Here is a 13,567-nt window from a genome sequence, read left to right on the forward strand (position 1 = left end):
AAAGACCGAGCTTTAAGACAAGTGGGGTTCTTGGCTTAAAGTCGTGTCCACCACGTTCCAGCTGCTTTAGAACCAACCGGTAAGGCGGAAGGCTTCCACAATCTGGGCTTGACTAATCGTAGGAAATAGAGACTGTGACAAAAGTCACAGCCTCTATTAAATTATGGCTTGATGCTATTTGAGATTATGATTCACGATTTTTAAAAATGAATAGCTTACTGAAAAACCAGTTCATTACAACAATTAAAATTTGGTCAATTAGTTTCACGATTAGGGCGTTACCGTGCAGAAACGAGATACCAACAATCATGATTCCCTGATCAACAAAGTAACTGAGCAGGCGAAACCCGAAAAAAGAACCGGCTTCTTTTAATCGGGCGCGCCAAGTGGGTGTTTTGGCTTCAAAGACCCATAATTTATTTGTGATGTATGCAAACAACACTGAGAGCAACCAAGCCACGGTGTTGGCAATTAAGTACGAGCAAAACAGATTAAAAATCCAAAAAACGAGGTAGTTGACGACGGTGGTTAAGCCACCAAAGAAAAGGTAGGCTAATACACTTTTATACCGTTGCCAAAGTTGTTGTAACCGTTGTCCCATATTTAATACTAACCCTCACTCACCATTTAATTGATAAGTTTTATCCTACCATAAAATTGGTGGGATGAGTTAACGAGTTTGTAGGTGTTGTAAGTCGGTAACGGTGGCTTGGAAGGCCTCACGCGCACTGGTCAGGTCGGTAAAGTGTTCACGCCGAATGGTCGTGGCTCCCAACAGGGTCAGCGCAGTCACGCTTATCTTAAAGGCGGAACGGCGGTAACGCCGCGCCGTTAGGACAATGGTGTATGCCAGCTCCCCGTTAATTTCAATTGTTCGACTGGTAATGATGCCTGGTTCAATTTTTAAAGCTAACATCAAAACCGCCTCCCCCTATGAATTAACTACATTGTAAGCACCCGATGTAAATAACGGACGATGTTTATGTAAATATTGTGTAAAACTCACTTTAAATTGGTACCAGGATGGTTAGTTACCTGACGGGTCCAAGCCTTAGTAGTATGAAAATGGGAACGCATTCAACGCTAATAAATGGTAAAATAAGGGTAGCAGATGGAAAGGGTGTGGCGTAAATGTTACAAGAATATACGAATATTTTAGTTCCCTTAGATGGTTCCAAGCAGGCGGAGGTTGCGCTCAATAAGGCGATTGCAGTGGCCAAGCGTAACCAAGCACACGTTGACGTGCTGGCCGTCATTGACCCCGGCCAATTTGGTTACAACTTAGCAGGTTTAGCCGATGGCGACATTACCTACCAACTGGTTCAAGATTCCGAAGCATACCTGAAAGAAACGGTTGCTAAAGTTAAAAAAGACGGTTTTGAAGATATTGATTTCCACATTCGGATGGGAAGTCCGAAACCCATCATTTCGCAAGACTTCGTAAAGGATCATCATAACGACTTAATTATGATGGGAGCAACCGGTCTCAACGCCATGGAACGGGTCCTTGAAGGCTCTGTCACTACTTACGTTCAGCGAAACGCGCTCACAGACGTGATCGTTGTGAAAACTGATTTAAATAATACGCAAGTTACCAAGTAATAAACTTAATAAAACGTCCCGCCAACAATTACGTGGCGAGGCGTTTTAATTTAGTCTGAACAATCATTGAGTAGTGACCCACAGTGTCCGGCGATAGGACCCGGTGTCCTGCGAAGCACCTTGGCATGACTAGCTGTGGGCCCACTTTTGAGCTAATTTAAAACCCGAAATCACCTCAAAAGCTGGCCTGGTTGTCAATCACGAATCAACCGCAACCAACAACAATTTCACAGCGATATGCCAAAACTTCTCCGGGCGCCTAAATGGTATAACGTTATTTAAATTGAACGAGCAGTTTAGTGGGTTAGGATGGGTGTTCTAACTCGAATAGTTTTTGGGATTGTTTATTCACAACAGTCGGTACATTGGGAATTGCCTTTTTCAATGTACTGACTGTTTTTATGCAATGTTATAGACACTTTGAGTTCTTTTTTAGTTTTAGACTTAATAGATTAACAATAATTGATTGTTATTTAGCAAAAATCAATTTGGTTAGCACTTAAAATCAAGTATTCCAAGCAACGTGCTATTAAGGTTAAGTAAATTAGTGGTTACGGCCCGCCAACGACCAGTTGAAGCCTGGAGGGAGCGCGTGGATGGTCCCAGCGGTGAAATTTCACTTGGTCGGGGTATTTTCCCGGCCTAGTGAAACGTAGAAAAGTCCCAACTAGCCAGTGAATGGAAAAGGTTAGTTGGGACTAAAATTAGTTTTTAATTTTAAGTTTCTGATTGAAAAAGTAGGCGATGGCACCGACGATGGCACAACCGATTAACATGGTGATGGTTGGCATGGCCGGATTGAAGTAACCAGTAGTCGCTGGGCCGTGTTGTGGGTAACCAACGAGAAATTTCAAGAAATTGACAAAACCGGTGAAATCATAGCTGGAGTAGCCGTCACCAGTATTGGTGGTTGAAATCAGAAAGCCTAGGAGGAAAAGCCCAAGAATCGGGGTAACCACGATAACGATCCGCTGGGTCCACTTACTAAAGAGTGCTAGGATGCTCCCAACGGCCATCCCGGTTAAACCGACGCCGGTTAAGAAGATGGCGTTGAAAATTAGGCTGGCAAAAACGTTCACAAGGACGTTTGAACCAAAAAAGTTGGCGTATAAGCTATACGGCATGTTCATTAGGGCCGCGTGCATGCTAAGGCCGCGCAGTGGAGCGGAAATACCGTAGTAATAAAGGGCGGAGACTAGTTCGCCAGCAAAAGCAATCATTAGGACGACTAGTACCTTGGCGGACCAGAACGTTTTGCGTGAGATCCCGTTTTGAATCAATAGTTTAAAACTATCATAGGTCAGCGAGTTGGCGATAAAAAGAAACATCCCAAGTAGGAATCCCCAACTAAAGTTACCGAAAGTGTTGGAGAAGGAAAAGTTCCCAAGGTTACCGCTAACCAGTGCAAATAGGAAGGGCAGGACCATGAAGAGGCCGATGATGGTCAGCGCGGCGGCGCCGAGCATTTTCAGCTGGTCGATTAAAAGATAACGGGTGGTAGCCCGTAATTTAGTTGACATGTGCGGCGGCCTCCTCCTTAGTATTTGTTAGGCTGACAAACAATTTTTGCAGATCCAAGTGTTCAACTTTGACGGTGTCCGGGATTGGGCGGTTGTCATCCAGCGGTCCGTAGACGTAGTGGGCCGTGATTCCACCGAGGTGGTCCTGACCAATGATGTTAAGACCACTAGTATAGGTCTCGACGTCCGTTTGGGGTCCGGAGATGGCGTAGGACTTCGCCAAGATGTCGGGCACTTCACCGTTGACGACGATGTGGTGATCATCCAAAACGAAGACGTGTTCGATTAGGTTGGCAATTTCTTCGATCAAGTGGGTCGAAATGACGAAGGTCCGCGGGTTGTTACTATACGTTTCGATTAATTCTTGATAGAACAGTTCGCGGTGGTTAGCGTCCAACCCTAAAACCGGTTCGTCGAGAAAAACGTAATCCACCGGGACACACAGGGCGACAATTAATTTAAAAATTGTCCGGTAACCGGTCGATAACTTGCTAAACCGGGCGTTAACGTCCAAACCAAATGCCTGGGCCAGCTTAGTGGCGTAGGTGGTGTCAAAGTCTCCGTAAAACAGTTGGGTCGTTTTAAAAAGTTGTTTGATACGGGCTCGTTCCGGATAAAGGTTAACCTCGCTCATCAAGTAGATTTTACCGAGGGCGGCGTCGTTATCGCGGACGGTTTCACCGTCTAGGGTGACGGTCCCGTGTGTGGCCGGAATGCGGTTACTAATAATGTTTAGTAGCGTACTTTTTCCGGCACCGTTACGCCCCAATAAACCGTAGATTTTGTTTGGCTCAAACGTTAAGTTGAGGTTGTCTAGGACGGTTTGACCGTGAAAGACTTGATCGACGCCCTGAACTTGAATACTCATGATGCAGAAAACCCCCGTTCGATTAATTTAGCTAGTTCTTCTTGTGTGATGTGGAGCTTTCGGGCTTCACTAACAAGTTTGATGACGTAATCGGCATAAAATTGATCACGCCGTTTTTCAACGATGCGGGCCTGTGCGCCGGCGATGACGAACATCCCGACCCCGCGCCGTTTTTCAATCAAGTTGGCATCAACGAGGATGTTCATCCCCTTTAAAACGGTCGCCGGGTTAATGTGGAATTCTTTGGAAATTTCGGTCGTTGAAGGGATTTGCTCCCCCTCAGCGAAGGTCTGCGTGAAAATTGCTTCTTCAATTTGATCGGCAACTTGCAAGTAGATCGGTTCCGTACTGTTAAAGTTGAACTGCATTTTCTTCACCTCATTGCAGTGTGGTTAACCGTTATTTTGTGGCGACCTTATGGTGGTGTGACACTTGCAATTGCCGTTCGGTACGGTCGATACGGGCGGCAACCCAGCTCGACAAAAGGAGGAGGGTGCCCAGAACCGCTAGCAGGATGTCCTGGTGCTGTAAGGGCATCAAGTTAGCTAACAACACGTTGGTGCCCACCCAAAGTAATGGCATCAGCGTTCCTAGCCAAAATAGTTGGCGGTTGGCCAGGACGTAACGGTGCAATGGTGTAATAACGATTAATAAAGCGACTAATCCAAAGTATACCATGATTCATTCCTCCTCCAAAGGTTATTGTAAAACGATCCGTTGATAAATATTGATGGTAAGCAGGTAGTACAGCAGGTAAAGTCCCGCAAAAATAACGAATGGTAACCAGATACCGGTGTACGGTGAGGTGATCATCAGCATTTTGAACATTTGGAGCCCGAATAGCACGTGAATGACGCCAACGATTCCGGGTAAAATGAACAGAACGGCAATTTCTTTATTAATGGCCCCTCGGAGTTGTCGTTTAGTTGTCCCAATTTTATCCAGCATAACGTAACGGTGCTTGTCCGCGTCGGCACCGGAAAGGATCTTAAACATCAGGCAGCTTGCCAGCATGGCCAGAAAGGCGATTCCTAAGAAAAGCCCCATGAATTCAAGACCGGAGTACATCCCGTTGATCATCACGTAGTTACCGTAACGGCCCCCGAGCATGCCCTTGTCAAGGCCCTTATCGCGGTGACGTTGGGTCGTTGCAAGTTGTTTTAACCCGGCAAGGTGTTGCGTTACATCGTTGGTGGCAAAGACGGTTAAGTGCTGTTCAGTCTGGGGTAACTTTTGATAATCTTGTGAGCTGAGAAAGACCGGGGCGGTTTGCTGGTGTTGGCTGCCCTGTAGTTGCATTAACTGGTAAATCAGCGAAGATTTGCTTAACTGTTTAGCGTTTTGCGTCACCCGTTTGTAGTCTAGTTGCGCCTTGGCACGCATTTCAATGGTGGTGAACGGGTGCTGGTTAAATTCACTAGCTTGGTAATAAACGGCCTTTTTACCGGCTTTGAAGTGGTAAGTCACGTTGGTTGTTGGGTTTAAAGCGGTAATTTGGCGTTTTTCAGCGGACGTGGCGTTCACAATCCCCATGTCGTAGGCGTTACTAGAAGCTGCCATTAACGGCGTCTGGGTATGAAAGCCCATGCCGACCGTGATGGCACCAAGGGCCAGGGCGAACAGCATTGCAACGATCGATAGCATCTTAGTGTAGTTGCGAATCCGAAAACTTAGTTGAGACAACGTGAAGCCGTTTAAGCCGCGTTGTGCAAACGGAAGCCGTTTGAGCAGGACCATTAACCAAACGAAGATGGCGTTGAACAGGAAGTAGGTCCCTAAAACGATGGTTACTAAGGCAATCCCGATACCGGCTAATTGTAAGGTTCCCAAGTTTGCCATGGACCAGTAGCCGATTCCAATGGCAACTAAGCCGATAATTACTTCTAAAATCTGCCGGCCGGGTTTTAACTGGGGCCGGTTAGGTTGTTCGTTACTGTGTAGTAACTTGAGGGCTGGGGTTTTGGTTAGCGTAATCAGGTTAAACAATCCGGCGAGCAGGAACAGGCCGACGTAGAGTAAGAGGGTCGTGAGTGCGGCTGGAAAATACCAAGCGGCCAAGTGGTGCAGGCTTAGATTCATGCTGTTGATCAACAGTTGACTGATCCCGGCGGTTAAACCAGTTCCGATAGCCACGCCGACCACGGTCGCAACGATCCCGACCAGTAAGGTTTCTAACCAGATCAATTGACCAATTTTACTCTTGCGAGCTCCGACTAACATGAATAGACCGTAGTCACGTTTGCGCATGCTGAGTAAAAATGAGTTGGCATAACTAATGTAGACTAACGTAATAATGGTCAGCAGGACGGAACCAAACTGGAAGATGATCCCGACCATGCTAATGCTGGTATTTTGCTTTAAAAAGTCCTGGTTGGTGGCGAGGGCTTCAAACATGTAGAAGATCGCGCTGGACATGATCAAACCGGAGAACAGGACTAAGTAGTCGCGCCAGCGGTTTTTAAAGCCGGTTAAGGCAAGTTTAGTTAACATAGTAAAAAGTGCTCCTTTTGCAAGTCAGAATTACTGTTCGAAAGTTCCCAAGTTATCCAAAATTTGTTGATAAAAGTCGGTCCGGCTGGTCGTTCCCCGCTGAAGTTCTTGACCAATCTTGCCATCCTTAATGAAGAGGATCCGTTGGCAGAAGCTAGCGGAGAACGGGTCGTGGGTCACGAGTAGGATGGAAACGGCCTGTTCCCAGTTGATCTTGGTGAACAAGTCCAATAATTCGCGGGCGGACTTGGAATCTAAAGCGCCGGTCGGTTCGTCACCGAAAAGCATTGCCGGTTCATTAATTAACGCGCGAGCCGCGGCGACCCGTTGTTTTTGCCCCCCGGACAGCTCGTTTGGATAGTTACTTAGAAAATCTTGAATACCGAGTTGGCTGGCGACCGCTTCAACGGCGGGTTTAATTTTTTTCGTAGCAACTTTTTGTAAGGTTAACGGCAACGCGATGTTTTCAAACGCCGTCATCGTTTCTAACAAGTTGAAGTCTTGAAAAATGAAGCCAATTTCTTTAGCCCGGAAGTCGGCCAACTGGTTGCCCTTTAAATGGGTGATGGGTTGTTGATGGATCGTCACTTCGCCGCTGGTTGGTTGGTCCAAGGTGGCGAGCATGTTAAGCAGGGTAGTTTTACCGGAGCCGGAAGCCCCCATGATGCCGACAAATTCACCCGGCTGCACCGAAAAATCAATGCCCTTTAAGGCTTCGTATTGCTTGGTACCGGGCTTACCGTAAGTCTTGTGTAGATCACTGACCGTCATAATTAGTGTTTGCATTTTTAAAACTCCTTTAAGTGTTCGTTAGTTCGTTGCTTGGTTAATTACTTATGTAACTAACTATAAAAGCAACAGACCTTTCTGTCAACTTCTTTTAATTAAATTTTTTATCATGGGAGGGCAAATGGTTGATGTGACAGTGTTTGACGTGAACTGAAAATTTTGTGAGGCGTTGTCAGCGGTGGCTGCTTGGTTAGTGATGTCCGTCGAAACTCACCTGATTTTAATTGCAATCTGGGTGGGGCTAGCCTAAAATTACCAGTACTGAGCTAGGTCGAAAACGACAATGCAGGAGGAAAAAACGTGAAAAAAATACTAGTTTTACATACCGGCGGCACGATTGCGATGTCCGCGGATGCCGCGGGTAACGTGGTTCCGGGAGCTGAAAATCCGTTGGACAACTACCAAAGTTCGTTTGGGGCGGAAATTGAGCTTGAAACGGAAGACGTGTTCAACTTACCGTCACCGCACATTACGCCGGAGCGGATGTTGGAATTAAAACAGCGGATCGATAAAGCGGCCCACGACGGGGTGGACGGCGTGGTCGTCACCCACGGAACCGATACGTTAGAAGAAACGGCCTACTTTTTAGACCTGACCCTCCCAAACGAATTGGCGGTGGTCGTCACTGGTGCCATGCGGTCGGCCAACGAAATTGGGTCGGACGGCCTGCATAATTTGGAAACGGCGATTCAAACCGCCAGTTCACCCGACGCGGCCGATAAGGGGGTTCTGGTCGTCATGAACGATGAGATCCACTCGGCCCGTTACGTCACAAAGACGCACACCACGAACGTTGCAACGTTTCGGACGCCGACCTTTGGCCCAATTGGGTTAGTTGCCAAACAGGGCGTGGTCTTCTTTGAATCGTTGTTACGGTCGACGGTTTGTCCCATTCAAACGGTGAGCGATAACGTTTTTTTGATTAAGGCGTACGCTGGAATGGGACCAGAACTGTTTGAAGCCATCGCGCAACCCACTACCCACGGGGTCGTTATTGAAGCGTTGGGAGCCGGTAACCTACCACCAGCTACTTTACCAGCGGTCCAAAAATTATTGGACATGGGGATTCCGGTTGTCTTGGTTTCGCGCTGTTTTAACGGAATTGCTCAGGACGTTTACGCCTACGAGGGTGGGGGCGTTCAGTTAAAACAAATGGGGGTCATCTTTTGTCAGGGACTTAATGGTCAGAAGGCCCGCATTAAACTACTTGTGGGGGTCAGTGCCGGAATGTCGGCTGATGAACTTGCCCGTTTTGTCGCGACGGCTAACTCATAAAAATATAAACAGAGTGTGCCAAAAGTCGGTTAGCCGTTAAGCGGAACCGGCTGACTCTTGAAACCCGTTTTGACAATGATGGTTCGGAGATAAATTAGAGGCTGTGACTTTTGTCACAGCCTCTTTTGATTGATTAAATTACTGGTTGACTAAGTTCTGGCGAACCAGCCGGGCAACGTAACGTTCTTGAAGCAGGTTGCCATGGCTAATATTTTTGACGTTAACGGTCATTTGGGTGTAACGACCAGCGGTATTCATGAATAGTTTACCGCCGGCGGTAACGCTACTCAGGGGAACGACGTTATCGTCGCCCTTGCTCGTATCACCGGCCACGTTGACGACCGCGTGTAACGACTTAAAGTGGTCCTTACGTTTTAACAACGGGTCGTATAAGTCGTGGTCGGGCTGCCGTTCATCGGTGCCTAAAAACGGGGTACCGATAAGCATTAAGTCGTGAATTGGCACCGGCTTGGTGGTGGCTAAGCCGGCCACGTACCGGCTCCAAATCAGTCCGCCGTTGGAATAACCAAGGGCGTTGGCCGTTTTCAGGTGAACCCGCTTTTTGAGGTAGGCCATCGCTTTGGCCAACCCGTTAGTTTGGGTGACGATGTTGGCGTTGGTATCGGCACTGTTTTTAAAATAAATGACGATCAGTGCGTCGTTTAAATGGGTGTTTTCTACCCGGTTTTCTTTAAATTGAATAGTTTGATTGGCCGTCACGGTAACGTTGATCACCGGGTGCCGGTGTTGGGCGTTAAGCGCCTTGATGATGTCGTCAAAATTATTTGGCGTACTATTACTGCCGGCAATCATGATCAACGGTCGTTTTTGCTGCGTGATGACGTGGCTGCTGCGGTCACTTTTGAGCTGAGTGGCAAGCCCTAAACCAATGATCAGCAGCAAAAACGTGCCGCACGCGATCAAGCCCCACATTACTTTTTTAGGCATACCCACACCTCGATTAATTAATTAAAAACGTTCGGCCATCACCGGACGACCGTTCAACGGTTGAAGCTCACGGTGATTAGCTTTGAATAGTTGTTGGTAAGCGGCTAGTTGGGCGCTTGCGAGCATGACACTGTCCTCACAGACGTACCATTCCACGGTTTCACTGAGGGGCGGCGTTGTCAGGGAGCCTAAGTAGTGGTAAACCGTTCCCGTGGTCGGTAATAACTCGGTCAAATCGATTCGTTCCGTGAGGTCGTGGCTGGCATTCGGTGTGAACTGGTCTAGCAACTGCTGAAAACTGGCGTTGGGTTTACCGGTTCGCCCAAAAACGGCCACGACGGCAAGCTGTCCCGCGGCGTTACGGTGTACCAGGTGCCACTCGATTGGTGCCGCTACCCCGTCAACCGTGTGCTCCGCGGGAACGTGAAAGTGGAGTTGTTGAAAATTAAAATCGCGGTCGTTCAGGTAGGCCGCGCCGCTACCAGTAGCCTTTAGCGTAGTGGCTTCGCCGGTAATTGCGGTGGCCTGGTAGAGACCGCGCCAACTAATGGCTGATAGTTCGGATGGGCTGGCATCGGCGCTAACGATGGCAATTGGTGACTGGCGGGTTTGACCAACGAAGTCCCAATTGGCTTGTTGTGAATAATCTAATGGCATAATTTAATCCTCCAATGTTAATCAGTTGGACAGTTAGGTGTCTACTGCTGTAAATTGTCTAGTCCCATTTTCTCACGGTGATGAACTTTGTCAATTAATGGTGATTCTTTCTTCGACCCGTTGGGTGGCAATGGTAGAATGGGGGTAAGACTTACAATAGAAGAGGTGGCCGTCAAAATGACACAAAAACGCATTTTAACCATGGAAAAGGGAATTAACTTCCGTGAAATGGGTGGGTACCCAACGAAGGATGGCAGACAAACCAAGTGGCAAAAGGTGATTCGTACCGGCAGCCTGAGCAACTTAACCGCGACGGATCAGGGCTTTCTGGATAATTACGGGGTACGCTACGACGTTGATTTTCGTTCGCCGCAAGAAGTACTGGATGCGCCGGACCGGGTCCCGGGAAACGCCAAGTACGTTTACGCCCCGGTTTTTAACGTGGATGAAACCAAAAACTCGGACGGTAGCGATAAAATGACTGCCAACTTGGAAAAACATCCGGATAGTGGCTTTCGGCATATGCTAAAGGTTTACCGGATGATCGTTACCGAACAACACGCTAAAAACGAGTACCGGCGATTTTTTGACACCCTTTTAGCTAACGACCAACCGGACGATGTTTTGCTCTTTCACTGTACGGCGGGGAAGGACCGGACGGGAATGGGGGCCGTTTTTCTACTGACCGCACTAGGAGTCGATTTTGAAACAATTAAGGCCGACTACTTGTTAACTAACACGGCTTCGGTGGACCGGATCGAAGGGGCCACTAAGGATGCTAAGGCTAAGGGGGCGTCCGCAGAAACGGTTGCTAGTTTACGCGCCCTCTGGTCAGTGGACCCCGCGTACTTAGACGCTGCGATGACCGAAATCAAGCACCAATCTGGCAACTTGGCGCACTACCTGCGTACCGAATTAAAATTGACGAAAAATGAAATCAGCGATTTACAACGGTTATACTTGGAATAATGGCAATTACCAGTACTTAGTGAAAGGGGACAACGGGCCTTGTTCGGTTCCCCACAAAGCAGCGTAAGTGCGGGTAATAAAGAATTAGTAAAATTGGGATGATGTCCCTTTAAAACATAAATTGAAAACGCTTAAATATTCCTTTGATTTCTATCGTGAAATCAATTACAATATAGATGTTGATTTTTTAATGATATAATTTTGGATTATTTTTTTGTGAAGGAGTTGTTTCAGATGCATAAATTTATCGCGATGGTTGGGACTAACTCGACCGAATCGACTAACCGCAAACTGTTGCAGTACATGCAGAGTCACTTCGCTGACCAAGCCGAAATTGAATTAATGGAAATTAAGGATTTGCCGATGTTTAACAAGCCCGAAGACCGGCAAGTTCCCGAACTAGCCCAACAAATGGCGGATAAAATCGACGCCGCCGACGGGGTCATCATTAGCACGCCGGAATACGACCACTCGGCACCGGCCGTCCTCATGAACGCCCTTGAATGGTTGTCGTTTCACATCCACCCGTTTTTAGATAAACCGGTGATGATCATTGGGGCCTCGTACGGTGCCCTCGGGACGTCGCGGGCACAAGAACACTTACGCCAGATTCTGGATTCTCCAGAATTACGCGCACGGATCATGCCGAGTTCCGAGTTTTTACTCGGTCATTCGTTACAGGCGTTTGACGACGAAGGCAACTTAACAGACGAACAAAAAGTTGCCAAGTTGGACGGCCTATTCGCAGATTTTCAGACTTTTGTTGAAATTACGAAAAAATTGAAGCACGCCAACGTGGCAAACTACCAAGAAGTTCGTGATCTTGACTGGGATAAGTTGTAGAAGGGAGTTACACTCATGAAATTAGTTGGAATTGCGGGATCGGTTGAGGACCATTCCTATAACCGAACCTTATTAAAGTTTATTGCAAACCACTTTAGTGATCAGGTTGACGTTGAACTGTTGGATATTCAAGACGTACCAATGTTTAATCAGAGTGACGACCAAACTGAAGGCGAAGCCGTCCAATACTTAAAGCGTAAAATTGAGGGTGCTGACGGGGTAATTATTGCCACGCCAGAACATAACCACACCATTACGGCCGCTTTAAAGAGTGTCATTGAATGGTTGTCATTTAAGATTCACCCGCTATCCGGTAAGCCGGTCATGATCGTTGGGGCATCGTACTATGATCAGGGTTCGTCGCGGGCTCAGTTAAACTTACGGCAAATTTTGGAATCACCCGGTGTGGACGCCGTGGTTATGCCCGGTAACGAGTTCTTGTTGGGTGACGTTAAGCAAGCGTTTGACGAGCACAATAACTTAAAGGACGACCGGACGGTTAGTTTCTTAAGTGAGACCCTGGGTAAATTCCTTAAGTTCGTTAAAGTGATTAACACGATGAACGCAAAACCCGCTGACGAGGGCTGGAAGAGTGAAGATTTACAAGCCAGTGGCAGCGTACCAACGACCATTAAGGGGCTTAACATGCACGCCGATGATTGGGTTGACCAAGCTACCGCTAAAACGAACGCGGTTTCGGGTAACACCTACGTCCGCTTGGACTGTGGGGTGCTGACCGTTGACCAGTTGAATTATTTCTTGAACTCCATGCCAATGGAGCTGACTTTCGTGGACGCTAATAATCAGTTCCTATACTATAATCACCAGACGGATGCCAAGAACATGTCGGCTTCGCGGAAACCGTCGCAAGTTGGGAACCCGATCGGTGATTGTCACCCGAAACGGGCCATCCCACACGTCAAACAAGCGGTTCATATTTTACGGACCGGGAAGACCGACCTCTTTAAGTTGCCGGTGCCAAGTAACGGTGAAAAGTGCGACATGCACTACTACCAGGCTATGCACGATGCGAAGGGTGACTTCCAAGGAATTAACGAGTTCGTCCTTGATATCTTGCCAATCGTTAAGTACTACTTGGGCTTGACTGGTCAAAAGTTAGTGAAGGATCCTAATGCCAAGACCGACGCAGTTTCCGGTGCTTCTGCCAAGGAGCAAACTGACGACGTTTCTGGTGCTTCGACGGATACGGAAACGGTACCAACTGTGGACGACGTCTCGGGGGCTTCTGCGGATACGGAAGCGGCTCCTGAGGAACAGCCAAAAGTGGACGACGTTTCCGGAGCGTCTTCGAATAGTTAAAAATCAGAATTAGGTTAAACAGAGTGTGCCAAAAGTCGATTGGCGGGTGAGCATTAACGGCGTATGGTGAATAATCCTGGGCTTGGATTGTTTGACATACGTGGTTAAGCGGAGCCCGCTGACTTTTGGCGCACGTTTCGACAATAATTGTTCGGAGATAAAACGAAGCTGTGACATAACTAGCCTCTGTATAAGCAAATGGGACGAGAAACCGAATTTTGGTTTCTCGTCCCATTTGCTTACACCTTTGATTTTTAAAACTGGTCCCTACCGTGACCAGTTTCAT

General features: G+C 47.6%; 15 protein-coding genes. 5 read left to right on the top strand and 10 right to left on the bottom strand.

Annotation, left to right across the window (positions count from 1 at the left end):
• Positions 1-184: 184 nt before the first annotated feature.
• The gene (locus D1831_RS12635) at positions 185-601 is read right to left on the bottom strand and encodes a GtrA family protein (RefSeq protein WP_125073240.1); all 417 of its coding nucleotides are present in this window, start codon (positions 599-601) and stop codon (positions 185-187) included.
• Between the two features lie 69 nt (positions 602-670).
• The gene (locus D1831_RS12640) at positions 671-916 is read right to left on the bottom strand and encodes a hypothetical protein (protein ID WP_125073241.1); all 246 of its coding nucleotides are present in this window, start codon (positions 914-916) and stop codon (positions 671-673) included.
• 215 nt (positions 917-1,131) lie between these two features.
• Between D1831_RS12640 and D1831_RS12645 the strand changes: the two genes are divergently transcribed.
• Complete coding sequence (locus tag D1831_RS12645) at positions 1,132-1,602, top strand: universal stress protein (RefSeq protein WP_125073242.1); 471 nt, start codon at positions 1,132-1,134, stop codon at positions 1,600-1,602.
• 704 nt (positions 1,603-2,306) lie between these two features.
• On the opposite strand, the gene D1831_RS12650 is transcribed toward D1831_RS12645, so the two are convergent.
• The 6 genes from D1831_RS12650 to D1831_RS12675 are packed head-to-tail and all read right to left on the bottom strand — an operon-like array spanning position 2,307 to position 7,266.
• Complete coding sequence (locus D1831_RS12650) at positions 2,307-3,122, bottom strand: ABC transporter permease (protein ID WP_125073243.1); 816 nt, start codon at positions 3,120-3,122, stop codon at positions 2,307-2,309.
• A complete protein-coding gene (locus tag D1831_RS12655) occupies positions 3,112-3,990 on the bottom strand; it encodes an ATP-binding cassette domain-containing protein (protein ID WP_125073244.1) in 879 nt (292 codons plus the stop codon). Before D1831_RS12655 ends, D1831_RS12650 begins: the two co-directional genes overlap by 11 nt.
• The gene (locus D1831_RS12660) at positions 3,987-4,358 is read right to left on the bottom strand and encodes a GntR family transcriptional regulator (protein ID WP_125073245.1); all 372 of its coding nucleotides are present in this window, start codon (positions 4,356-4,358) and stop codon (positions 3,987-3,989) included. Before D1831_RS12660 ends, D1831_RS12655 begins: the two co-directional genes overlap by 4 nt.
• Positions 4,359-4,389: 31 nt before the next feature.
• Positions 4,390-4,668 (bottom strand): hypothetical protein, encoded by a 279-nt coding sequence (locus D1831_RS12665; RefSeq protein WP_125073246.1) that lies wholly within the window; start codon positions 4,666-4,668, stop codon positions 4,390-4,392.
• A gap of 21 nt (positions 4,669-4,689) precedes the next feature.
• Positions 4,690-6,480: an FtsX-like permease family protein gene (locus tag D1831_RS12670; protein ID WP_125073247.1), complete on the bottom strand. Its 1,791-nt coding sequence runs from the start codon at positions 6,478-6,480 to the stop codon at positions 4,690-4,692.
• 30 nt (positions 6,481-6,510) lie between these two features.
• Positions 6,511-7,266, bottom strand: coding sequence for an ABC transporter ATP-binding protein (locus D1831_RS12675; RefSeq protein WP_125073248.1), 756 nt, complete (start codon positions 7,264-7,266; stop codon positions 6,511-6,513).
• 303 nt (positions 7,267-7,569) lie between these two features.
• Between D1831_RS12675 and D1831_RS12680 the strand changes: the two genes are divergently transcribed.
• Positions 7,570-8,544: an asparaginase gene (locus D1831_RS12680; RefSeq protein WP_125073249.1), complete on the top strand. Its 975-nt coding sequence runs from the start codon at positions 7,570-7,572 to the stop codon at positions 8,542-8,544.
• A 138-nt stretch (positions 8,545-8,682) separates the two neighbouring features.
• Here D1831_RS12680 and D1831_RS12685 read toward each other — a convergent pair whose 3' ends face one another.
• The gene (locus D1831_RS12685) at positions 8,683-9,492 is read right to left on the bottom strand and encodes an alpha/beta hydrolase (protein ID WP_125073250.1); all 810 of its coding nucleotides are present in this window, start codon (positions 9,490-9,492) and stop codon (positions 8,683-8,685) included.
• Positions 9,493-9,513: 21 nt separating this feature from the next.
• Complete coding sequence (locus tag D1831_RS12690) at positions 9,514-10,149, bottom strand: carbonic anhydrase family protein (RefSeq protein WP_125073251.1); 636 nt, start codon at positions 10,147-10,149, stop codon at positions 9,514-9,516.
• A gap of 177 nt (positions 10,150-10,326) precedes the next feature.
• Here D1831_RS12690 and D1831_RS12695 point away from each other — a divergent pair, with 177 nt between their 5' ends.
• The 3 genes from D1831_RS12695 (at position 10,327) to D1831_RS12705 (ending at position 13,281) form a co-directional block, all read left to right on the top strand.
• Positions 10,327-11,118: a tyrosine-protein phosphatase gene (locus tag D1831_RS12695; protein WP_179950334.1), complete on the top strand. Its 792-nt coding sequence runs from the start codon at positions 10,327-10,329 to the stop codon at positions 11,116-11,118.
• A 234-nt stretch (positions 11,119-11,352) separates the two neighbouring features.
• Positions 11,353-11,961 (top strand): NADPH-dependent FMN reductase, encoded by a 609-nt coding sequence (locus D1831_RS12700; RefSeq protein WP_125073252.1) that lies wholly within the window; start codon positions 11,353-11,355, stop codon positions 11,959-11,961.
• Between the two features lie 15 nt (positions 11,962-11,976).
• Positions 11,977-13,281 (top strand): NAD(P)H-dependent oxidoreductase, encoded by a 1,305-nt coding sequence (locus D1831_RS12705; RefSeq protein ID WP_125073253.1) that lies wholly within the window; start codon positions 11,977-11,979, stop codon positions 13,279-13,281.
• The last annotated feature ends 286 nt before the right edge of the window (positions 13,282-13,567 follow it).

It is taken from the genome of Lactiplantibacillus garii, from assembly GCF_003885105.1.
Lineage (GTDB): Bacteria > Bacillota > Bacilli > Lactobacillales > Lactobacillaceae > Lactiplantibacillus > Lactiplantibacillus garii.

Bases quoted from the DNA above. Each gene is read 5' to 3' on its own strand.
- D1831_RS12700 (WP_125073252.1), top strand. From the start codon at position 11,353: ATGCATAAATTTATCGCGATGGTTGGGACTAACTCGACCGAATCGACT.
- D1831_RS12670 (WP_125073247.1), bottom strand. From the start codon at position 6,480: ATGTTAACTAAACTTGCCTTAACCGGCTTTAAAAACCGCTGGCGCGAC.
- D1831_RS12695 (WP_179950334.1), top strand. From the start codon at position 10,327: ATGACACAAAAACGCATTTTAACCATGGAAAAGGGAATTAACTTCCGT.
- D1831_RS12705 (WP_125073253.1), top strand. From the start codon at position 11,977: ATGAAATTAGTTGGAATTGCGGGATCGGTTGAGGACCATTCCTATAAC.
- D1831_RS12650 (WP_125073243.1), bottom strand. From the start codon at position 3,122: ATGTCAACTAAATTACGGGCTACCACCCGTTATCTTTTAATCGACCAG.
- D1831_RS12655 (WP_125073244.1), bottom strand. From the start codon at position 3,990: ATGAGTATTCAAGTTCAGGGCGTCGATCAAGTCTTTCACGGTCAAACC.
- D1831_RS12685 (WP_125073250.1), bottom strand. From the start codon at position 9,492: ATGCCTAAAAAAGTAATGTGGGGCTTGATCGCGTGCGGCACGTTTTTG.
- D1831_RS12675 (WP_125073248.1), bottom strand. From the start codon at position 7,266: ATGCAAACACTAATTATGACGGTCAGTGATCTACACAAGACTTACGGT.
- D1831_RS12665 (WP_125073246.1), bottom strand. From the start codon at position 4,668: ATGGTATACTTTGGATTAGTCGCTTTATTAATCGTTATTACACCATTG.
- D1831_RS12645 (WP_125073242.1), top strand. From the start codon at position 1,132: ATGTTACAAGAATATACGAATATTTTAGTTCCCTTAGATGGTTCCAAG.
- D1831_RS12635 (WP_125073240.1), bottom strand. From the start codon at position 601: ATGGGACAACGGTTACAACAACTTTGGCAACGGTATAAAAGTGTATTA.
- D1831_RS12660 (WP_125073245.1), bottom strand. From the start codon at position 4,358: ATGCAGTTCAACTTTAACAGTACGGAACCGATCTACTTGCAAGTTGCC.
- D1831_RS12690 (WP_125073251.1), bottom strand. From the start codon at position 10,149: ATGCCATTAGATTATTCACAACAAGCCAATTGGGACTTCGTTGGTCAA.
- D1831_RS12640 (WP_125073241.1), bottom strand. From the start codon at position 916: ATGTTAGCTTTAAAAATTGAACCAGGCATCATTACCAGTCGAACAATT.